Origin of the sequence: Streptomyces sp. NPDC021115, from assembly GCF_044333065.1 — a bacterium.
In the GTDB taxonomy this organism is placed as follows: domain Bacteria; phylum Actinomycetota; class Actinomycetes; order Streptomycetales; family Streptomycetaceae; genus Streptomyces.
The window spans coordinates 12,177-31,575 of sequence record NZ_JBIRQF010000027.1; the positions used below are offsets into that span (position 1 = coordinate 12,177).

The 19,399-nt window shown below is 70.8% G+C and carries 23 protein-coding genes; 9 read left to right on the forward strand and 14 right to left on the reverse strand.

Translation table 11 applies throughout. From position 1 onward, the window contains the following. The first annotated feature begins 329 nt into the window (after positions 1-329). A complete protein-coding gene (locus ACH4TL_RS42190) occupies positions 330-1,232 on the forward strand; it encodes a hypothetical protein (protein ID WP_398329745.1) in 903 nt (300 codons plus the stop codon). A 163-nt stretch (positions 1,233-1,395) separates the two neighbouring features. Continuing rightward, a complete protein-coding gene (locus ACH4TL_RS42195) occupies positions 1,396-1,659 on the forward strand; it encodes a hypothetical protein (protein WP_398329778.1) in 264 nt (87 codons plus the stop codon). A 31-nt stretch (positions 1,660-1,690) separates the two neighbouring features. On the opposite strand, the gene ACH4TL_RS42200 is transcribed toward ACH4TL_RS42195, so the two are convergent. Next, complete coding sequence (locus ACH4TL_RS42200; RefSeq protein WP_398329742.1) at positions 1,691-2,083, reverse strand: metal-sensitive transcriptional regulator; 393 nt, start codon at positions 2,081-2,083, stop codon at positions 1,691-1,693. A gap of 192 nt (positions 2,084-2,275) precedes the next feature. Between ACH4TL_RS42200 and ACH4TL_RS42205 the strand changes: the two genes are divergently transcribed. Together ACH4TL_RS42205 and ACH4TL_RS42210 are read left to right on the forward strand one after the other, a co-directional pair. After that, positions 2,276-2,896: a DUF47 domain-containing protein gene (locus ACH4TL_RS42205; RefSeq protein ID WP_009716140.1), complete on the forward strand. Its 621-nt coding sequence runs from the start codon at positions 2,276-2,278 to the stop codon at positions 2,894-2,896. An 8-nt stretch (positions 2,897-2,904) separates the two neighbouring features. Beyond that, the gene (locus ACH4TL_RS42210) at positions 2,905-3,903 is read left to right on the forward strand and encodes an anion permease (RefSeq protein WP_398329738.1); all 999 of its coding nucleotides are present in this window, start codon (positions 2,905-2,907) and stop codon (positions 3,901-3,903) included. A 131-nt stretch (positions 3,904-4,034) separates the two neighbouring features. Here ACH4TL_RS42210 and pstB read toward each other — a convergent pair whose 3' ends face one another. The 4 genes from pstB to pstS form a co-directional block, all read right to left on the reverse strand. Continuing rightward, on the reverse strand, positions 4,035-4,811 hold the full coding sequence (pstB, locus tag ACH4TL_RS42215) for a phosphate ABC transporter ATP-binding protein PstB (protein ID WP_398329735.1): 777 nt from the start codon (positions 4,809-4,811) through the stop codon (positions 4,035-4,037). A gap of 26 nt (positions 4,812-4,837) precedes the next feature. Then, complete coding sequence (gene pstA / locus ACH4TL_RS42220; RefSeq protein ID WP_398329732.1) at positions 4,838-5,902, reverse strand: phosphate ABC transporter permease PstA; 1,065 nt, start codon at positions 5,900-5,902, stop codon at positions 4,838-4,840. Then, the gene (gene pstC, locus ACH4TL_RS42225; RefSeq protein WP_398329729.1) at positions 5,899-6,888 is read right to left on the reverse strand and encodes a phosphate ABC transporter permease subunit PstC; all 990 of its coding nucleotides are present in this window, start codon (positions 6,886-6,888) and stop codon (positions 5,899-5,901) included. Before pstC ends, pstA begins: the two co-directional genes overlap by 4 nt. 120 nt (positions 6,889-7,008) lie before the next feature. Continuing rightward, positions 7,009-8,124, reverse strand: a complete 1,116-nt coding sequence (gene pstS / locus ACH4TL_RS42230; RefSeq protein ID WP_398329726.1) for a phosphate ABC transporter substrate-binding protein PstS — start codon at positions 8,122-8,124, stop codon at positions 7,009-7,011. A 387-nt stretch (positions 8,125-8,511) separates the two neighbouring features. Between pstS and ACH4TL_RS42235 the strand changes: the two genes are divergently transcribed. Beyond that, positions 8,512-9,606, forward strand: a complete 1,095-nt coding sequence (locus ACH4TL_RS42235; protein ID WP_398329723.1) for an NlpC/P60 family protein — start codon at positions 8,512-8,514, stop codon at positions 9,604-9,606. 356 nt (positions 9,607-9,962) lie between these two features. Next, on the forward strand, positions 9,963-11,195 hold the full coding sequence (locus tag ACH4TL_RS42240; RefSeq protein ID WP_398329720.1) for a PP2C family protein-serine/threonine phosphatase: 1,233 nt from the start codon (positions 9,963-9,965) through the stop codon (positions 11,193-11,195). A gap of 14 nt (positions 11,196-11,209) precedes the next feature. Here ACH4TL_RS42240 and ACH4TL_RS42245 read toward each other — a convergent pair whose 3' ends face one another. The 3 genes from ACH4TL_RS42245 to ACH4TL_RS42255 form a co-directional block, all read right to left on the reverse strand. Further along, complete coding sequence (locus tag ACH4TL_RS42245) at positions 11,210-11,557, reverse strand: DUF2516 family protein (protein WP_398329717.1); 348 nt, start codon at positions 11,555-11,557, stop codon at positions 11,210-11,212. A 141-nt stretch (positions 11,558-11,698) separates the two neighbouring features. Continuing rightward, the gene (locus ACH4TL_RS42250) at positions 11,699-12,325 is read right to left on the reverse strand and encodes a hypothetical protein (protein ID WP_398329714.1); all 627 of its coding nucleotides are present in this window, start codon (positions 12,323-12,325) and stop codon (positions 11,699-11,701) included. 19 nt (positions 12,326-12,344) lie between these two features. Next, the gene (locus ACH4TL_RS42255; RefSeq protein ID WP_398329711.1) at positions 12,345-12,749 is read right to left on the reverse strand and encodes a helix-turn-helix domain-containing protein; all 405 of its coding nucleotides are present in this window, start codon (positions 12,747-12,749) and stop codon (positions 12,345-12,347) included. 117 nt (positions 12,750-12,866) lie between these two features. Here ACH4TL_RS42255 and ACH4TL_RS42260 point away from each other — a divergent pair, with 117 nt between their 5' ends. Beyond that, positions 12,867-13,421 carry a GNAT family N-acetyltransferase gene (locus tag ACH4TL_RS42260; protein WP_398329708.1) on the forward strand — a complete coding sequence of 185 codons (555 nt, stop codon included), beginning with the start codon at positions 12,867-12,869 and terminating at the stop codon, positions 13,419-13,421. On the opposite strand, the gene ACH4TL_RS42265 is transcribed toward ACH4TL_RS42260, so the two are convergent. Together ACH4TL_RS42265 and ACH4TL_RS42270 are read right to left on the reverse strand one after the other, a co-directional pair. Beyond that, complete coding sequence (locus tag ACH4TL_RS42265) at positions 13,354-14,145, reverse strand: NAD(P)H-dependent oxidoreductase (RefSeq protein ID WP_398329704.1); 792 nt, start codon at positions 14,143-14,145, stop codon at positions 13,354-13,356. The genes ACH4TL_RS42260 and ACH4TL_RS42265 overlap by 68 nt on opposite strands. A gap of 89 nt (positions 14,146-14,234) precedes the next feature. Next, positions 14,235-14,840: an NADPH-dependent FMN reductase gene (locus tag ACH4TL_RS42270; protein ID WP_398329701.1), complete on the reverse strand. Its 606-nt coding sequence runs from the start codon at positions 14,838-14,840 to the stop codon at positions 14,235-14,237. A gap of 52 nt (positions 14,841-14,892) precedes the next feature. Between ACH4TL_RS42270 and soxR the strand changes: the two genes are divergently transcribed. Further along, positions 14,893-15,354 carry a redox-sensitive transcriptional activator SoxR gene (gene soxR / locus ACH4TL_RS42275; RefSeq protein WP_398329698.1) on the forward strand — a complete coding sequence of 154 codons (462 nt, stop codon included), beginning with the start codon at positions 14,893-14,895 and terminating at the stop codon, positions 15,352-15,354. Between the two features lie 5 nt (positions 15,355-15,359). Here the strand turns inward: soxR and ACH4TL_RS42280 are convergent, their stop codons facing one another. Both ACH4TL_RS42280 and ACH4TL_RS42285 read right to left on the reverse strand, forming a co-directional pair. After that, a complete protein-coding gene (locus tag ACH4TL_RS42280) occupies positions 15,360-16,610 on the reverse strand; it encodes a GNAT family N-acetyltransferase (RefSeq protein ID WP_398329695.1) in 1,251 nt (416 codons plus the stop codon). A 74-nt stretch (positions 16,611-16,684) separates the two neighbouring features. Beyond that, positions 16,685-17,326 carry an ABC transporter substrate-binding protein gene (locus ACH4TL_RS42285; protein ID WP_398329692.1) on the reverse strand — a complete coding sequence of 214 codons (642 nt, stop codon included), beginning with the start codon at positions 17,324-17,326 and terminating at the stop codon, positions 16,685-16,687. A gap of 145 nt (positions 17,327-17,471) precedes the next feature. Between ACH4TL_RS42285 and dtd the strand changes: the two genes are divergently transcribed. Beyond that, entirely contained in the window at positions 17,472-17,897 is a 426-nt protein-coding gene (dtd, locus tag ACH4TL_RS42290) for a D-aminoacyl-tRNA deacylase (RefSeq protein ID WP_398329688.1), read from the forward strand. Positions 17,898-17,904: 7 nt separating this feature from the next. Here the strand turns inward: dtd and ACH4TL_RS42295 are convergent, their stop codons facing one another. Together ACH4TL_RS42295 and ACH4TL_RS42300 are read right to left on the reverse strand one after the other, a co-directional pair. Next, positions 17,905-18,870, reverse strand: a complete 966-nt coding sequence (locus ACH4TL_RS42295; RefSeq protein WP_398329685.1) for a YgfZ/GcvT domain-containing protein — start codon at positions 18,868-18,870, stop codon at positions 17,905-17,907. Positions 18,871-18,880: 10 nt separating this feature from the next. After that, positions 18,881-19,342: a Fur family transcriptional regulator gene (locus tag ACH4TL_RS42300; protein WP_398329682.1), complete on the reverse strand. Its 462-nt coding sequence runs from the start codon at positions 19,340-19,342 to the stop codon at positions 18,881-18,883. Between the last annotated feature and the right edge of the window lie 57 nt (positions 19,343-19,399).

Sequence of the window (19,399 nt, forward strand, 5' to 3'; positions counted from 1 at the left end):
ACCGCGTATACCGCCCGGTCTCCTGGTCAGAGGGCAGGGCGGGCGGTGGGGTTGCGTCCGTGGCGGAAGAGTGACGGTCCGTCGTATGGGCGCTCGCGTCGTCGCGGGCCGCGGACCGGGCGCGGCGGGCCGGGCCGGTCCAGCCGCAGGTGCATCGGGCGAGGCAGAAGGCCCCCTTCTCCACGGTGGTGGTGCGGGCTTGGTCGGGGCCGGTGTCACCTGAGTCGAGCACATGACCACGCTACCGGGCCGTGACGGGTGGCCGGAACGGGTCGTTAAACGAACAAGTATCAAGGCGTGGACGAGCGTGGCCAGGGGGTCGACGGTCGATGGTGGTTCAGCGGCGCGGTGGAAGGAGACGGGCGAGGGCGGTCGCCGGGTGCGTGGCGGGTGGCCTGCTGGCCGGGTTGCTGGCGACCGTCAGCGGCTGCTCGTCCCAGACGGTGGCGGACGAGCGCCCGGGCGGTGCCCCCGGGGCGGCGGCCGCGGTCGCCGCGCTCCAGCAGGCCGCGGATGTGCTGGTGAGCTCCGGGAGTTCACGGGTGCGGACGACCCTGGAGACGGCGACCGGCGGCACCCGGGTGTCGATCGAGGGCCGCGGGGCGTACGACTTCGAGCAGCGGCGGGGGCGGCTGCGGCTGGCGCTGCCGCGGGACGCGACGGGCGCGGCCGAGCACGGGCCCATCACCGAACTGCTGGCGCCCGGTGCGCTCTTCATGCGCAACCGCGGCGCGGGCATCCCCAGCGACAAATGGGTACGGGTGGACACCGCGGGCATTCCGGACGGCAACCTGGTCACCGGCGGGGCGACCGATCCGCTGGCCGCCGCCGAACTGCTGCGCGGGGTGCGGCGGGCGAGCCTGGTCGGCGAGGAGGGGCTGGACGGCGCCGTGGTGCGGCACTACCGCGGCACCACGGACATCGGCCGGGCGGCCGAGGTGGCCTCGCACGGCGTACGGGGGCCGCTGCGCGCCGCGGCGAAGGGGTTCACCGACCCCCTGGTGCCCTTCGACGCGTATCTGGACGGGCTGGGACGGCTGCGGGAGGTGCGCCACCGCTTCACCGTGACCAGCAGGGCGAGCGGTCCGCGGCCCGCCGCGAGCGCGGACGGGCGGCGCGCGGTGGGGGTGGCCTCGACGACGGAGCTGTACGACTTCGGGGTGGAGACCGCCGTTCAGCTTCCCAAGCCCGCGGATATCTACACAGGAAAGGTCGGATCGCCTCAGAAGTAGTCGGAGGGGCCCGCTCTCCCCTTCGAAATGGCCCATCCGTGCCATGCGCGGAGTGTGTACCGATCCCTACGCTGGGAAGCTGCTGCTCGAAAGTGCTCGATGGTGCTCGCAGGAGGAGGTGAAACACGTGGTTGCGCGTCGCGGCTCACCGGGCCCGGACCCCGTGGCCCTCGTCGAGATCGATCTCTACGGTGAATTGATGATCGCGGCAGCGAGCGTGGACGAGGACAGGCTCAGTCCGGACCGCATCGACGAGGTGCTCCGGGTGGAGGCCGACCGGTCGGCCTCGCTCGACAGATCGGCCTCAGTCGATCGATCACCTGACCGATCGAATTCGGCCAACCGCTCGCGGGGGCGGAAGGACGGTCACCGGGAGCGGACGGAGCGCCCGGAGCGGCCGGAAACCGACGGTCCGCCCGCCGGGTAGGCCGACCGCGCGGCCGACAGGGCCGCTCCCCTCAGGTCCGCAGCAGCCGGGCGATGGCCGCCGTCGCCTCGGCGACCTTGGCGTCCACCTCGTCCCCTCCGTCGCCGCCCTCCTTGGCGGCGCTCTCGATGGCCGCGCTGGCCACGCAGTGCCGCAGATGCTCCTCGAGCAGCTGGAGGGCGAAGGACTGGAGGGCCTTGGTGCCCGCGGAGACCTGGGTGAGTATGTCGATGCAGTAGACATCCTCTTCGACCATCCGCTGAAGACCCCTGATCTGGCCCTCGATCCGGCGCAGCCGCTTCAGGTGCTGGTCCTTCTGGTGGGCGTACCCGTGCCCGCCGTGGGTAGGGGAAGCCTGGCCGGACGCCTGGCCCCGCTCATCGCCGCCGGTGGGCGCGGTGGTGCCGGCTGCCGTGGTGGTCATGGCGTCCTCCCGTTGTTCACTATCGGTGCACATATACCCCCAGTGGGTATATGGTAACGGCTTTTCCGGCCGAACCGGGCCCCTGTGAAGAGCACACCGCTCGATGGGCGACACTGGGGACGCCGGTTACCGTGGCCGGAAGATGCGCCTAGCATCGTCGAGTCCCCATCCGCCGCATCCCGAGGATCCCCAGTGCGCTTTCGTCTGACCCCCAGGGAGACGAGCTTCTACGACATGTTCGCCGCCTCCGCGGACAACATCGTGACCGGCTCCAAGCTCCTGATGGAACTGCTCGGGGCGGACTCCGCCGCTCGTGCCGAGATCGCCGAGCGGATGAGGGCCGCGGAGCACGCGGGGGATGACGCCACGCACGCGATCTTCCATCAGCTGAACTCCTCGTTCATCACGCCGTTCGACCGCGAGGACATCTACTCCCTCGCCTCGTCCCTCGACGACATCATGGACTTCATGGAGGAGGCCGTCGACCTGGTCGTCCTCTATCAGGTCGAGGAGCTGCCCAAGGGCGTCGAACAGCAGATCGAGGTGCTGGCGCGGGCGGCCGAGCTGACTGCCGAGGCCATGCCGAACCTGCGCACCATGACGAACCTCACGGAGTACTGGATCGAGGTCAACCGGCTGGAGAACCAGGCCGACCAGATCCACCGCAAGCTGCTGGCCCACCTCTTCAACGGCAAGTACGACGCGATAGAGGTGCTCAAGCTCAAACAGATCGTGGATGTGCTGGAAGAGGCGGCCGACGCCTTCGAGCACGTGGCCAACACGGTCGAGACGATCGCCGTCAAGGAGTCCTGAGCCCCGGCATGGACACCTTCGCGCTCGTCGTGACCATCGCGGTCGCGCTCTTCTTCACTTACACCAACGGCTTCCACGACTCGGCGAACGCCATCGCCACCTCGGTCTCCACCCGGGCCCTGACCCCGCGGGCCGCGCTCGCGATGGCCGCGGTGATGAACCTCGCGGGTGCCTTCCTCGGCAGCGGGGTCGCCAAGACCGTCAGTGAGGGCCTGATCGCCACCCCGACCGGCAAACAGGGCATGATCATCCTGTTCTCCGCCCTGATCGGCGCGATCGCCTGGAACATGGTCACCTGGTACTACGGACTTCCGTCCTCCTCCTCGCACGCCCTGTTCGGCGGCCTGGTGGGCGCGGCGCTCGCCGGTGCCAGCACCGTTCACTGGAGCGGTGTGGTGGAGAAGATCGTCCTCCCGATGGTCCTCTCGCCCGTCATCGGCCTGGTGCTGGGCTACTTCGTCATGGTCGCCATCCTCTGGATGTTCCGGAACTCCAACCCGCACAAGGCGAAGCGCGGCTTCCGGATAGCGCAGACCGTGTCGGCCGCCGGTATGGCGCTCGGACACGGTCTCCAAGACGCCCAGAAGACCATGGGTGTGGTCGTGATGGCCCTGGTCATCGGTGGTGTCGAGGACCAGGGGGACGCGATCCCGGTGTGGGTGAAGATCGCCTGCGCCGCGATGCTCTCGCTCGGCACGTACGCGGGTGGCTGGCGCATCATGCGCACCCTGGGCCGCCGGATCATCGAGCTGGACCCGCCGCAGGGCTTCGCCGCCGAGACGACGGCGGCCTCGGTCATGTACACCGCGTCGTTCATGTTCCAGGCGCCGATCTCGACGACGCACGTCATCACCTCGGCGATCATGGGTGTGGGGGCGACCAAGCGCGTGAACGCGGTGCGCTGGGGGGTCGCGAAGAACATCATCCTCGGCTGGTTCATCACCATGCCCGCGGCGGCCGGGGTCGCCGCCCTCAGCTACTGGATCGTGGACCTGGCCTTCGGCTGACCCGCCCATAGACGCAGATACGAAAGCGGGCCCGCCCCCGGTAGCCGGGGGCGGGCCCTTTCGTCGTGCGGTGGCACCGCCATGCAGCACCGCAGGACGCCGTTCCTCACCCGAGGGTGAGGGGCTTCGCGTCAGCCGAAGCGGCCGGAGATGTAGTCCTCGGTCGCCTGGACGGACGGGTTGGAGAAGATCCGCTCGGTCTCGTCGATCTCGATGAGCTTGCCGGGCTGGCCGACCCCGGCCAGGTTGAAGAAGGCCGTGCGGTCCGAGACGCGCGCCGCCTGCTGCATGTTGTGCGTCACGATGACGATCGTGAAGCGCTCCTTGAGCTCACCGATCAGGTCCTCGATGGCGAGGGTCGAGATCGGGTCCAGCGCCGAGCAGGGCTCGTCCATCAGCAGCACGTCGGGCGCGACCGCGATGGCGCGGGCGATGCACAGCCGCTGCTGCTGACCGCCGGAGAGCCCGGCGCCCGGCTTGTTCAGCCGGTCCTTGACCTCGTTCCAGAGGTTGGCGCCCTTGAGGGACTTCTCGACGACGTCCGACAGCTCGCTCTTCTTGTACGAGCCGTTCAGCTTCAGCCCGGCCGCGACGTTCTCGAAGATGGACATCGTCGGGAACGGGTTGGGGCGCTGGAAGACCATGCCGACCGTGCGGCGCACGGAGACGGGGTCGACGCCGGAGCCGTACAGGTTCTCGTCGTCGAGCATCACCTTGCCCTCGACCCGGCCGCCGGGGGTGACCTCGTGCATCCGGTTGAGGGTGCGCAGGAAGGTCGACTTGCCGCAGCCGGACGGGCCGATGAAGGCGGTCACCGAGCGGGGTTCGACGGTCATCGAGATGTCCTCGATGGCCTTGTGGCTGCCGTAGTAGGCCGTAAGACCGCTGACGTCGATGCGCTTGGCCATGTGAATCACTTCTCTTCTTCTTGGCCTCAGCGGCCGGTCTTCGGGGCCTTCCAGCGGGCGATGCCGCGGGCCACCAGGTTCAGGATCATGACGAAGGCGATGAGCACGAGCGCCGCGGCCCAGGCACGGTTGAACGAGGCCTCGTTGCCCAGCTGCCACTGCTCGTAGATGTAGTACGGCAGCGACGACTGGGCGCCGTCGAAGGGGTTCGGGTTGATCGCCTGGGAGCCGAAGACCAGCAGCACGATGGGGGCCGACTCACCGGCGATACGGGCGACCGCGAGCATCACACCCGTGGTGATCCCGCCGATCGAGGTGGGCAGCACCACCTTGAGGATGGTGCGCCACTTGGGCACACCCAGCGCGAGGGAGGCCTCGCGCAGCTCGTCGGGTACGAGCTTGAGCATCTCCTCGGTGGAGCGGACCACGATCGGCATCATCAGGATGGCCAGCGCCATGGCGCCGGCGATGCCGGAGTAGCCGAAGCCCAGGATGATGATCCAGAAGCTGAGGATGAACAGGCCGGCCACGATCGACGGGATGCCGGTCATGACGTCGACGAAGAAGGTCACGGTCTTCGCGAGCTTTCCGCGCCCGTACTCGACCAGGTAGATGGCGGTCAGCAGGCCGATGGGGGCCGCGATGAGGGTCGCGATGCCGACCTGCTCCAGGGTGCCGAGGATCGCGTGGTACGCGCCGCCGCCGGGCAGGATCGTCTGGACGCCGTCCATGGAGTGGCTGAGGAAGTAGCCGTCGAGCACGGTCTTGCCGCGGTTGACGGTCTCCCAGATCAGCGAGAGCAGCGGGACGACCGCGAGTACGAAGCAGAGCCACACCAGGCTGGTGGCCAGCTGGTTCTTGGCCTGGCGGCTGCCCTCGACCGCGGCCGTGACGCCGTAGGAGAGGACGACGAAGAGCAGCGCGGCGATCAGGCCCAGCTGGAAGGGGTTGGCCATGCCCACTGCGCTGCCGGCGCCGACGCCGGCGGCGATCGAGACGACGGCCAGGCCCAGCGGGGCCCAGCGGGGCAGTCGCGCCTGGGCGAGGGTGGACGCGCGCGGCGTGGTGGTGTCGGTGGTCGTGTCGCTCATGCTGCGGTCCCCGAGTACTCCTTGCGGCGGGCGATGATCATTCGCGCGGCGCCGTTCACCAGCAGGGTGATGACGAACAGGACCAGACCGGAGGCGATGAGCGCGTCACGCCCGTTGTCGTTCGCCTCCTTGAAGTGGCTGGCGATGTTCTGCGCGAAGGTGCCGCCGCCCGGGTCCAGCAGGCTGGCGTTGATCAGGTAGCTGGGGGACAGCACGGTGGCGACCGCCATGGTCTCGCCCAGCGCGCGGCCGAGGCCCAGCATCGAGGCGCTGATGATGCCGGAGCGGCCGAAGGGGAGGACCGACATGCGGACGACCTCCCAGCGGGTCGCGCCGAGCGCCAGCGCGGCCTCCTCGTGCATCTTCGGGACCTGCCGGAACACCTCGCGGGACACGCTGGTGACGATCGGCAGGATCATGATGGCCAGCAGGATGCCGACGGTGAACAGCGACCGCGCGGCGCCGCCCTGGTACGAGAGGATCTTGGTCCAGCCCAGGTACTCGTCGAGCCAGGTGTACAGGCCCGTCAGGTGCGGCACCAGGAACAGCGCGCCCCACAGGCCGTAGACGATGCTGGGGACGGCGGCGAGCAGGTCGATCACGTACGCGACCGGGGTGGCCAGCCGCCGCGGGGCGTAGTGCGAGATGAAGAGCGCGATGCCGACGGCGATCGGGACCGCGATGACCATCGCGATGATCGAGCTGACGACCGTGCCGTAGGCGAGGACCGCGATGCCGAAGCGCATCGGGGTCGAGCCGGTGTTCCACTCGAACGCGGTGAGGAAGTTGGCCTCGTCCTTGGAGATCGCGATGGCGGCGCGGTACGCGAGGAAGCCCGCGATGGCCGCCATGATCACCAGGAGGGCGATCCCGGAGCCCCGGGAGAGGCCGAGGAAGATCTTGTCACCGGCGCGGCCGGTGGAGCGGTTCGCGATCTCGGGGGGTGCCCCGGTGGCTGAGGATGTGGGTTCTATGTCCGTTTTCATGGGTTCTCCGGTCTGCGGAGCCGGATGGGGGTCGAGGCTCCTGGTGCGGCGGTGCACCGGACGGTGCGGCCTGCTCTGCCCCGGCGGGTGGCCGGGGCGGAACAGGCCGCACCCTTCAGGTCAGGAGAGGCTGGAAATGCTGTCCCGGACCTTCGTGGCGATCGCGTCGGGCAGCGGGGCGTAGCCCAGCTCCTTCAGCGCGGACTGACCGTCCTTGCTCGCGGCGTAGTTCAGGAAGGACTTGGCGGCCTTGAGCGTGCCGGCCTTGTTGCCCTTGTCGCAGGCGATCTCGTAGGTGACCAGCGTGATCGGGTAGGCACCGGCCGCCTTGGTGTCGTACGCCAGGTCGAGGGCCTGGTCCTTGCCGGTGCCGGCGGGCTTGGCCTCGGCGATGGCCTTGGAGGCGTTCTCGACGGTGGCCTGAACCGGCTTCGCGGCACCGGTGTTCAGGTCGACGGTCTTGATGCTGTTGGCGGTCGCGTACGACAGCTCGAAGTACGAGATCGAGCCGGAGACCTGCTTGACCTGCGAGGAGACACCGGAGGAACCGTCGGCGGACTGACCGCCCTTGCCCTCCCACGCCTTGCCCGGCTCGTGCGGCCACGCCTTCGGGGCGGCGGCCTTGAGGTACTTGGTGAAGTTGTCGGTGGTGCCCGACTCGTCCGAGCGGTGGAACGCCTGGATCTTGAGGCTCGGGAGCTTCACGCCCGGGTTGAGCTTCTTGATCGCGGGGTCGTCCCACGTCTTGATGTCCGAGTTGAAGATCTTGCCGAGGGTCTCGGCGTCGAGCGTCAGCTTGTCCACGCCGGGGACGTTGAAGCCGATCGCGATCGGGCCGCCGACCATCGGCAGGTTGATGCCCTGGCCGCCCTTGCAGATCTTCTTCGAGGACGCGACCTCCTCGGGCTTGAGCGCCGAGTCGGAGCCCGCGAACGCGGTCTTGCCCTGGAGCCACTCCTGGATGCCCGCGCCCGAGCCGGTGGCCTTGTAGTTGAGCTTGACGTCCTTGCAGGCCGCGCCGTAGTTCTTCGTCCACAGGTCCATGGCGTTCTTCTGCGCGGACGAGCCGGAGGCCAGCAGCTGCCCCTTGCCATCGCACTTGATGTTGCCGGTGGACTGGGCGCCACCGCCCCCGCTGTTGTTGTCCGAACCGCAGGCGGTGAGGACGAAGGCGCCGGACAGGGCGAGGGCACCGGCAGCGATGGCGCGAAGCCGGTTGTTGCGCTGAAGCTTCACTTTCGGAGATTCCTTCCAGAAGCCGCCGGTGTGGGGACGGCGCGCGACGTAGTGGTGCGCAGGGATGGATGTGCGCTGGGCCGTGGGGCCGGGCACAGGGCTCGGCCCCCTCTCAGTAGGGCTGAAATTAGGCAGATCAGATGAAGCGACCGAAGGGGAAGAGTTAACGAGCGGTGAACCTCGGCCGTCAGTGTGGTGGCCGGGTAACGGCGGGGTCACGGCGTGCTCGCGGCCCGGAATCCCGCCTGTTTCCGCCCGCTTCCGTCCACTTCCGTCCTCGCGGAACCCCGGATCGCGTCGCGTGTGGGGCCGGTCGGCGCGTGGCTCTGTCGGATTGCGGTACGGCATGTCACTATCCGTCCCTACTTCGACGAGAGGAGGCCGCGGGTGAGGCGGGACGGGAGAGGGAGGGGTACGGGCGTCGCCGCGGCCGCGGCGCTCGTCTGCGCGCTGGGGGCATCGGCGTTACCCGGGCCCGCGGCGTACGCGGCGCCCGGCGAACCGGAGCCGGCATCGGGCGGCGGGGGAGGCACCGCGTCCGGCAAGGGGCGGCTGGAGAAGGTCCGCGCGGACGTGGACGGCCTCTACCGGCAAGCGGAATCAGCCACCGACGCATACAACCTCGCGCGGGAGAAACAAACGCGCCAGGAGAAGGCGATCGTCAAGATCGCGCGGGCCGTGGTGGCGTCACAGAAGGAGATGACCGGGCTGCGGGAGCGCGCCGGGGCGCTGGCCCGGGCCCAGTACCGCGGCGGCGGGATGCCGCCCGAGGCGAAGGTGCTCCTCGGCGACGACCCCGGCGACGTCCTCGACGGCTTCACCCTCGCGCGCAAGGGCGAGAAGGCGGCCCGCGGGCTGATGAACCGGCTGGAGCACACCCGGGAGGCGCTCGACCGGTACGCCGCGTCCGCGTCCCGGGAGTGGGAGCGGCTCGACCGGAGCCGGGCGAAGAAGGCGGCGGCAAGGGCGGAGATCACCGAAAAGCTCGCCCGCGCCCGGCGGCTGGAGTCCCGGCTGGAGGCCAGGGAACGGGGCCGGTTGCGGCAGCTCCAGGAGGAGCGGGACCGGGCATCCCAGGCGAAATGGCTCAAGACCGGCATACTGCGGGAGGTCGGCGGACGTTCGAGCGGCGTGGGGCGGCGCGCGATCGACTTCGCGTCGGCCCAGATCGGCAAGTCCTATGTATGGGGCGCCGCCGGCCCGGACGCCTTCGACTGCTCGGGGCTGACCCAGCGGGCCTGGGCCTCGGCCGGGCGGGCCATCCCGCGGACCTCGCAGGAGCAGTGGCGGCTGCTGCCGAAGGTGGACACCGCCCGGATGCGCCCCGGCGACCTGGTCATCTACTTCAAGGACGCCAGTCATGTGGGGATCTACGTGGGCGACGGCGCGATCGTCCACGCCCCGCGCCCGGGGCGCCAGGTGACCCTGGCGGGGGCGGGGTCGATGCCGATCCTGGGCGTGGTGCGCCCGGATGCCTCCTGATCGGGGCCGATTTCATGCCACGAGCATGATTCAGCTGATATGTCCGCCTCGCCCCGGTGTGGTTGAGGCGCGATACGCGGTATCCGTGTTCGGTTCCACAAAACGGCGACGAGTTCGCGTGACCTTTGTCATCCCGGGCCCCGCTCGGATATCCCCAAGTCGCCCTGGGCGTGGGGCATATGACAAAAGTGGCCGCCGGAAGGTCATTCCACGGGGCCCGGACCGGGCGCTAAAGTCGCCTGGCAGTATCCGGCTTGCATGCCCTGAAACCGACCAGTCGGTGTGTGAGCCGGTTCGTGCGGTCCGCCGGTCGGCGGCGGGCGCCGCGCCCTCGGGGGGAGGGAAGGAATCGAGCGATGTCCGTACCCGTGCCGAGGCAGCGGGAGGCCGTGGCCACCGAGGCCCGGCCGGCCGCCCTGCCCGACAGCGGGCTCACGCTGCTGGTGATCGAGGACGATCCGGCCGGCGCCTTCACGGTCCCCGAGATGCTGGACACCGAGGGCAACCGGGTCCGCATCCGTACGGCCCGTAACCTCACCGAGGCCGCCCGGCTGCTCACCGACGGTGTGCAGTGCATCCTGCTCGACCTTGCCCTGCCAGGCCCCGAGCACGAGGCGGAGGACGCGCTCGACACGCTGCGCTCCGTACTGAAGCTCGCGCCCACCCAGGCCGTCCTGGTCCTCACCGCCGAGGACGACGCCGAGCGCGCCGCCGAGGCGGTACGGGTCGGGGCGCAGGACTTCCTCTTCCGCGGCGAACTCGACGGCCGCATCCTCAGCCGCGCCATCCGGTACGCGGTCGAGCGAAAACGCTCCGACCTCGCCCAGCGCCAGCTCACCGAGTCCCGGCTGCGCGCCCAGGAGAACGCCCGGCTGGAGCGCGGACTGCTGCCCACCCCGCTGCTCGAGGGCTCCGGACTGCGCTTCGCCGCCCGCTACCGGCCCGGCCGCAGCCGCGCCCTGCTCGGCGGCGACTTCTACGACACCGTCCGCACCCCGGACGGCACCGTGCACGCGATGATCGGCGACGTCTGCGGCCACGGCCCCGACGAGGCCGCCCTCGGCGTGGAGCTGCGGATCGCCTGGCGCGCCCTGACCTTCGCCGGGCTCTGCGGCGACCAGCTGCTCGGCACCCTCCAGCAGGTGCTGGAGAACGAGCGCCCGGACGACGAGATCTTCGCGACCCTGTGCACCGTCGACATCGCCCCGGACGGCCGCCGGGCCGGGGTCTGCCTCGCCGGACACCCCTCACCGCTGGCCGTACGGCCCGGTATGGCGCCCCGGCTGCTGCCCACGGACGAGAACGGCCCCGCGCTCGGCCTGCTGCCGAACGCCCGCTGGCCGCGCCGCCAGGTCGAGCTGGGCGGTGCCTGGAGCCTGATGATGTACACCGACGGGCTGATCGAGGGCCGCGTCGGAACCGGGGTGCAGCGGCTCGGCCAGGAGGGGATGGTCGAGATCGTCGCCCGCCAGATGGCGACCGGGCTGCGCGGCGAGGAGCTGCTGGATGCCACGGTCACCGAGGTGCGGGCGCTGAACGGCGGCGAGCTGACCGACGACCTGGCGGTGCTCCTGCTGGACCGCGGCTAGCTTCCGGCCGCGGCTTACCGGCCGCCGTTGAAGGGCCCGTACGGACCGTCGGAGCTGGAGCCGCGCCCCCGCGGCCAGCCGCGGCCACCGCCGGAGATCTGCCGCAGCGCCGGGCGTACGTCGACCATGTACACGATCGTCGCGATCAGCCCGATGATCGGCAGGAAGCTCATGATGCCCATGAAGAAGTTCACCGCGGCCGCGAGCCCCAGGATGATCATCCAGAACCACTTGTTCTGCTTGTCCGCGGCCCGGTAGGCGTCCTCGCGGCGGATCGCGGAGTCGACGAAGGCGAACAGGCTGAACAGGAGCAGGCCCCAGGAGACCCAGTACAGCAATTGTCCGAATCCTTGCACCAGCACGCTGTCCACCGCCCAGAAGAGACGTCTAGAGGAAAAGAGGGATAAGCATTACGGGCCACCGTACCCGCTGACAGGGCCGGGCACGCCCGCTGCGTACCCGGCCCCATTGTGCGCCTCCGACAAAACCCCGTGAGAGAGGCCTCAGTGGGACGGCTTGGTGTCCGTCTTCTTGGTGGTGGCGGCCGGCTTGCGGGCCGGGGCCTTCTTGGCGGCCGGGGTGGACGGCTTGGCCGACGCCTTCGGCGCCTCCTTGGCCGGGGCGGAGGACGGCTTGGCGGAGTCCACCGCGACCGGCTGCGACGGCGCCTTGGGGGCGCTCTTCTCCTCGTGGGGCTCGATCGCGGAGGCGATGTCGACGACCTCGTCGGCGGCCTCGCCGCGCCAGGTCTTCACGACCTCCTGGCCGTGCTCGGCGACCTCGTCGTACCGCTCGCGCGCCTTGACGGCCAGCTCGGCCGCGCGGCCGACGCCCTGGAGGGCGAGGTCCTGCGCCGTGTCCCGGAGCCGCTTGAGGTCGGTGTCCAGGGAGCCCAGCACCTCGTTGAGCTTGCCCTGGGCGTCCTTCGCCTGCTGGGTGACCCGGTCCTGGACGGCCTTCGGGTCGGTGTTGCGCACCTGGTTGAAGCGGTCGGGGGCCTCCGCGACGATCTTCTCGACCAGCGTCGGCACCTCCTTGAGCTTCTGGGCTGCGAGGTCGGCCGTGCCCGCCACGAAGTAGAGCGGGGTCGGGTCGGTGAGGGTCTTGCGTACGTCGTCGGTGATGGCCATGGTTTCTGGTCCTCCCGGATCAGTTCGAGGGTGTGGCGACGTCGGCGTCGGCGGTGGGGGTGTCCTCCGGGGCGGTCCCGTGTCCGTTCTCCTTGCGGAAGGACTCGTAGATCTGGAGCAGCACCTGCTTCTGCCGCTCGTTGATCGTGGGATCGGCGAGTATCACGCTGCGCACCTCGGTCTCTTCCCGATCGCGCTCATCGAGGATCCCCGCCTGTACGTACAGGGTCTCGGCGGATATCCGCAGCGCCTTCGCGAGCTGCTGGAGGATCTCGGCGCTCGGCTTGCGCAGTCCGCGCTCGATCTGGCTGAGGTACGGGTTGGACACCCCGGCGGCGTCGGCCAGCTGCCGCAGCGAGAGCTGGGCGCTGCGCCGCTGCTCCCGCAGGAAGTCGCCGAGGTTGCCGACGTTCAGTGATGCCATGTCTTCGATGCTGCACCAGGAGTGCTAACTATTGCAAGCAAGATGCTTGCAATAGTGGCGTGTGCCACCCATGCTCGGATGTCGGTCGGGGGAGGACGCGACGGCGGGAGACGGCGGATGTCCCAGGGGAGCGGTCTGGTGGGGGTACGGCTGGAGCCGTGGGCGGACACCCCGTCCCACCTGGAGCTGCTGCGGCGCAACAACAGCCCGGAGATGATGGCGCACCTGGGCGGGCCGGAGACCGAGGAGCAGCTGCGGGTGCGGCACCGGCGCTACGCGGAGCTGCCCGGGCGGGGCGGGGGCCGGATGTACCGGATCGTGCTGGCGCGGGAGGCCGAGGTGGTGGGCGCGATCGGTTTCTGGGAGCGGGAGTGGCGCGGGGAGGGTGTGTACGAGACGGGCTGGGGCGTGCTGCCGGAGTTCCAGGGCCGGGGCATCGCGGCCGCGGCCGCCCGGGAGGTCGTGCGCGCCGCGGCCGCGGAGGGCGTCCACCGCCATCTGCACGCCTATCCGTCCATCGGCCATACCGCGTCGAACGGGGTGTGCCGCAAGGCCGGGTTCACACTGCTCGGCGAGTGCGACGTCGAGTATCCGCCCGGCTCCCTCATGCGGTGCAACGACTGGCGGCTGGAGCTGCGGAGTGCACCGCGAGACCGGAGTGCCCCGGCATGACGTCGGGGCGCAGCACCAGGTTCTCGTCGTAGTCCCCGCCGTTCTGGCGGCGGAAGGGGATCGGGTCGGCGGTCGGCAGCGCGGCCAGCCGCTCCCGCAGCGCGGCGGCGTAGCCCCGGTACTCCTCGGCGGAGAGCCGGTCCGCGCCGTAGACGACGTGCGGCGGCAGGACGGACATGCCGCTGTACCAGAGCGTCCCGTGCTGGAGCGGGAACAGCAGCTGCCCGATGTCGCCGTTGACGCCGCGCGGACCGGCTGCCGCCTCGGGTGTCCCCGCGGTGAGCAGGACCATGGCCCGCTTTCCGGCCAGCCTGCCGTCCCCGTAGCGCAGGGTGCGGCCGTCGGGCCCGGTGACGCCGAAGGCGAAGCCCTTGACGAAGACGCGGTCGAACCAGCCCTTGAGGATGGCGGGCATCCCGTACCACCACAGCGGGAACTGGATGATCAGCGCGTCTGCCCAGTCGATCTTCTCCTGTTCGGCCCGGATGTCCTCGCTCAGCCTCCCGGCGTCGTACGCGTCGTGCGACGCGGCGCCGACGATCAGCCGCTCCGGGCCGTCGTGCCGGAAGTCGGCGCCGTCCACGACCGGGTTCCAGCCCATGGCGTAGAGGTCCGACATCCGGCACTCATGACCCAGCTCCCGCAGGGCGCGCAGCCCCTCGTCCCGGAGGGAGCCGCTCAGCGAGCGCGGTTCGGGGTGGGCGAATATCCACAGCACGTTCATGCCGGTCAGCGTCGCAACGCCGTCGCCCGGCGGCGAGTGGCCGGATGGCCAGGATGTGTGAGGATCTGGCCACCCGGTCCTCCCGGCGCTCAGCTTCCGTACGGGTGGGCCTTACGGGCCGTGCGGAGGGCCTCGGCCCACCAGACGAGCTGGTCGAGCATGGCCGTGGCGGCGGTGTTCGGGCCGTGGGGGTCGGTCGGCCGGCCGTCCGGGCCGAAGGCGTCCCAGGCGGCGTGGAAGCTGACCGTGTCGCGCACGGTGACCGCGTGGACCTCGGCGAAGACGGGCCGCAGATGCTCGACCGCGCGCAGGCCGCCCGAGATGCCGCCGTAGGAGACGAAGCCGACCGGCTTCGCCTGCCATTGGCTGAAGTGCCAGTCGATCGCGTTCTTCAGCGGGGCGGGGTAGCTGTGGTTGTACTCGGGGGTGACGACGGCGAACGCGTCCGCCGCGTCCAGGCGGGGCGTCACGGCCTCCAGGGCCTTGACGTCCTCGGGGCCAGGGCGATGGGTGAGGGCGTGCGGGAGCGGGGTGTCGGCGAGGTCGACGACGTCCACGCTCATGTCGTCGCGCAGCGCGGCGCGGCCGGTGAACCAGTCCGCGACCTTGGGGCCGAAGCGGCCCTCGCGGGTGCTGGCGACGATGACGGCGAGACGGATGGGGGTGCGGGTGGGAAGCGCGGTCGCGGTAGTCATGAGAAGAGACTCGGACTTAAACAAAGGTTGAGGTCAAGCTACCCTCGGCAGCATGACGCACCTCACCTGGAAGACCCATGAGCTGACGGTCGGCGAGCTGTCCCAGCGCAGCGGAGTTCCCGCCTCCGCGCTGCGGTTCTACGAGCGCGAGGGGCTCATCCACAGCCGCCGCACCTCCGGTAACCAGCGCCGCTACACCCGCGACACGCTCCGCAGGGTGGCCTTCGTGCGCTCCTCGCAGCGGGTCGGCATCCCGCTGGCGAGGATCCGGGAGGTGCTGGCGCTCTTCCCCGAGGACCACGTCCTGACCAAGGAGGACTGGGCGCGGATCTCGGAGTGCTGGCGCACGGACCTCACCGAGCGCATCGAGCAGCTGGAGAACCTCCGCGACCGTCTGACCGACTGCATCGGCTGCGGCTGTCTGTCGATCGACAAGTGCGCGCTGGCCAACCCGTACGACAAGCTCGGCGAGGAGGGCGCCGGCGCCCGGCGGCTGCTCAAGTCGAACTGCTGACGGCCTCAGAACATGTCCGGGCACCACGGGCGGCGCGGGGTGCGCAGCAGGGTGTCGGCCAGGGCCGCGGCGCCGGGGCGCTGCTCGTCGGCCCGGCCCAGGGCGGTGAGGCGGACCAGCGACTCGTCGCCCAGCCAGACGGTGCCCAACTCGCCGATGTCCATGGCCAGATCGGCCGGGCGGGCGGTGGGGGCGCAGGTGGCGCCGTCCGGGCTCGCGTCCAGCAGGTAGCGGCCGCCCGCCAGCCCGGCCCGGTCGCGCAGGTCGAGGACGAGCGAGCCGGACGTCGGGTACGTACGGGCCTCCAGCAGCGCGGGCACGTCCAGCGGGCGCAGCCACAGGTAGTCGGCGTGGGTGGTGGGCCGGGCCGCCCGCGGGTCACCGAGCAGCAGCGGGAGCAGATCGTCGGGGGCGCGTCGGCCGGTGGCGACGTACAGGACCCAGTCGACGGAGCACAGGAAGTGCCACAGGGCGCGTTCGGCGGCCGGGGTGACGCCGAACAGGTCGAGGACCGTGGCGGTGTTGTGCGGCCGTTTGTTGCCCTCCCAGCGGTCGTCGACGGTGAAGACGAGCAGGCCGTCGACCGAGCCGTCGGGGGAGCGGTAGAGGACGTAGAAGGGTTCGGCGGACCAGTCGTCGCCCGGGTACCGGAGCTGGCCGGTGTTGAGCTGCCACCAGCGCTCGGTGCGGTCGACGGCGCCGTGCACCCGGGCGCGCAGCCGCTCGTGCAGGGCGGGGCCCAGCGCCCGTACCTCGTCGGCGTCGGCGTAGTCGACCCGGCCGCCGCACCCGGGCCCGGCGTAGCGGGGATCGAGACCGGCGCGGGCGACGTCCACCGTCCACTGGGTGACCCAGGTGGCCGGGCCGAAGCCGTACCGCCCGTAGATCGGGTACTCGGCGGCGAGCAGTGAGGCCACCGCGTCGCCCCGCTCCTTGGCCGCCCGCAGGTCGTGCTCCATCATCCGGCTGAGCAGGCCCCGGCGGCGGTGGGTGGGGGAGACGGTCACATTGGTGATCGCGTCGGCCGGTACGCCGGCCCCGCCGACCGCCGTCAGCCGCTGCGCGAAGCTGCGGAAGGTGGCGACGCAGCGGCCTCCGTCGAACGCCCCCTGGGCGCGGTCCAGGTCGATGCCGGTCCGCCGCACCTCCACCTCCTCCTTGGAGACGTCCGGCGACCGCAGAAAGCCGATGTGTGACGCGCGGATCCAGTCGGGGACGTCGGACGTGTCGAGGGAGGTGCGGATGTGGGCGGCCATGCTGTCACGCTAGGCGGCTCCCGGCGTCGGCCGCACGCGAATATTTGTCCCCAGCCTGTGGATGGTTCGGGGGGCTACGAGAGCAGGTCGTCGACCTGGGCCTCGCCCTCGCGGTACCGGCGCGCGATCTCGGCGCTGCACTGGTCGGCGGTGCGCTGGAGCCCCTGCCGCCGCCGGGACACCTGCTGCTCGTACCCCTCCAGGCGGCCCATCGCGCCGTGCAGCTCCTCGTCCGTGCGCGCCGGGAGGTCCGACAGGCCGACCTCGGCCAGCATCTCCTCGGCCAGCCGCTCGCACTCCGCGCTGTGCGGGGTGCCGAGGGTCACATGGCGGGCCGAGGTGCGGTGCCGGGACGGTACGTCCGCCAGGATCTCGGGCAGCAGCTCGACCAGCTCCACGGCCTCCGCCGGTTGCCCGTCCGCCGCCACCTGCGGCGCCCCCGGTGCGCGGCGGCGGGCCAGCTCGGCGCGGAGGATGTCGATCCGGCCGTGCAGCAGTCTGCGTACGTAGCTCAGGTCCGCCTCCTCGCGCTGTGCGGAGCGCCGCAGCGCGCGCAGCTCCGCCAGTCGCAGACCGCCCATCGTGGCCGGAGCCGCCCCCGCCCCCGCCGACGGCACGGTCTCGGCGTCGGCCAGCCGCCCGCCGCGCTGGCTCGGCGGCCGCGCCGGCAGACGGCTCTCGGTGGCCATGGGCCGCTCGGTGCCCGGTGTGATCATCCTTGTCCGTCCCCTCCTGCGATGCGTCATTCCCGCAGTTCCTGCCCACCTGCACCGCCTGCACGCATCGTGCCACTCCGAATGGCCCCTGTGCAGCGGCCGTCCACCCGATCGGCCCCGATGGGCGCAGGGCATGATGGTGCGTATGCGTGCTGTGGTACAGAGAGTGGACGGGGCGAGCGTCGTCGTGGACGGCGAGACGACCGGGGAGATCGTCGGGCACGGGCTGTGCGTCCTGGTCGGCGTGACGCACGACGACACACCTCAGAAGGCGGCCCAACTGGCCCGCAAGCTGTGGTCCGTGCGCATCCTGCCGGGCGAGAAGTCCTGCTCGGACCTGGGCGCTCCGCTGCTGGTCATCAGCCAGTTCACGCTGTACGGGGACGCCCGCAAGGGCCGTCGGCCCACCTGGCAGGCGGCGGCGCCAGGCGAGGTCGCCGAACCGCTGGTGGACGAGGTGGTGGCGCGGCTGCGGGAGCTGGGCGCCCCGGTGGAGACGGGCCGGTTCGGAGCGGACATGAAGGTCTCGCTCACGAACGACGGCCCGTTCACGGTGATCGTCGAGGTGTAGGGGGCGCCTACGGCTCGACGACGGTCTCCTGCGAGGCCGCCGTGGAGTCCGCGATCAGCGCCGCGTCCACCGGTACGTTGCGCTTCACCAGCGCGAGCGCGATCGGCCCCAGCTCGTGGTGGCGGGCCGAGGAGGTGACGAAGCCCAGCTGGCGGCCCTCCTCGCCGTCCGCGGCGAGCCGTATGGGCGCGCCGTGGCCCGGCAGCTTCACCTCGCTGCCGTCCAGGTGCAGAAAGACCAGACGGCGCGGCGGCTTGCCCAGGTTGTGCACCCGGGCGACGGTCTCCTGGCCGCGGTAGCAGCCCTTCTGGAGATGGACGGCGGTGCCGATCCAGCCCAGCTCGTGCGGGATCGTCCGGTGGTCGGTCTCCAGGCCGAGCCGCGGCCGGTGGGCCTCGACGCGCAGCGCCTCGTACGCCAGGACGCCGGCCGGCGGGCCGCTCGCCGCCGCGAAGGACTCCAGGTCGGCGCGGGGCAGGAACAGATCGCGGCCGTGCGCGGTCTCGCGGGCGACGGTGCCCTCGGGGGTTTCGGCGATGCTGCCCGCCGGGAGGTGGACGACCGCGTACTCCTCGGTGCGGTCCGCGATCTCGACCCGGTAGAAGAACTTCATGCTCTCCAGGTACGCGATCAGCTCGTCCTGGCTGCCGGGCTCCACATGGGCCCAGGTGGTCTCGCCGTCGTCGACGAGGTAGAGCGCGTGCTCGATGTGGCCGTGCGCGGAGAGGATCAGGGCCTCGGTGGCCTCACCCGCGGGAAGGTCGCTGACGTGCTGGGTGAGCAGCAGATGCAGCCAGCTCAGCCGGTCGGCACCGGTGACCGTGACCACTCCGCGGTGCGAGAGGTCCACGAAGCCGGTGCCGTCGGCGAGCGCGCGCTGCTCGCGGAACAGGTCGCCGTAGTGGGCGGCGACACCTTCGTCGGGGCCCTCGCCGGGGACGGCGCCGGGCAGCGACAGCAAAGGGCTCTTCATGAGCTTCACCCTACGACGTGGCCGTTCGGCTCTGGTCCGTGTCCTTCGCGCGGTGCGCGGCGGAACAGGAGGCGCAGCGGCCGAAGATGGCGAAATGCTTCATGTCGGTGTCGAACCCGAACGACGACCGCAGCTGCCGGGTGAAGGACTCCGCGACCGAGACATCGGCCTCGATGACCTCCGTGCAGTCCCGGCACACCAGATGGAGATGGTGGTGCCGGTCGGCCAGGTGGTACGTGGGGGCGCCGTGCCCGAGGTGGGCATGGCTGACCAGGCCCAGCTCCTCCAGCAGCTCCAGCGTGCGGTAGACGGTGGAGATGTTCACACCGCTCGCGGTACGGCGCACCTCGGTGAGGATGTCGTCCGGAGTGGCGTGCTCCAGGCTGTCGACGGCTTCGAGCACGAGCTGGCGCTGCGGGGTCAGCCGGTAGCCGCGCTCCCGCAGATCGGTCTTCCAGTCGGTGGTCGCCACGGTGCCAGTGTAGGCGGCACGGCGCCGGGCCGCGGTCGCGCTCGGCCGGAGCGGCCG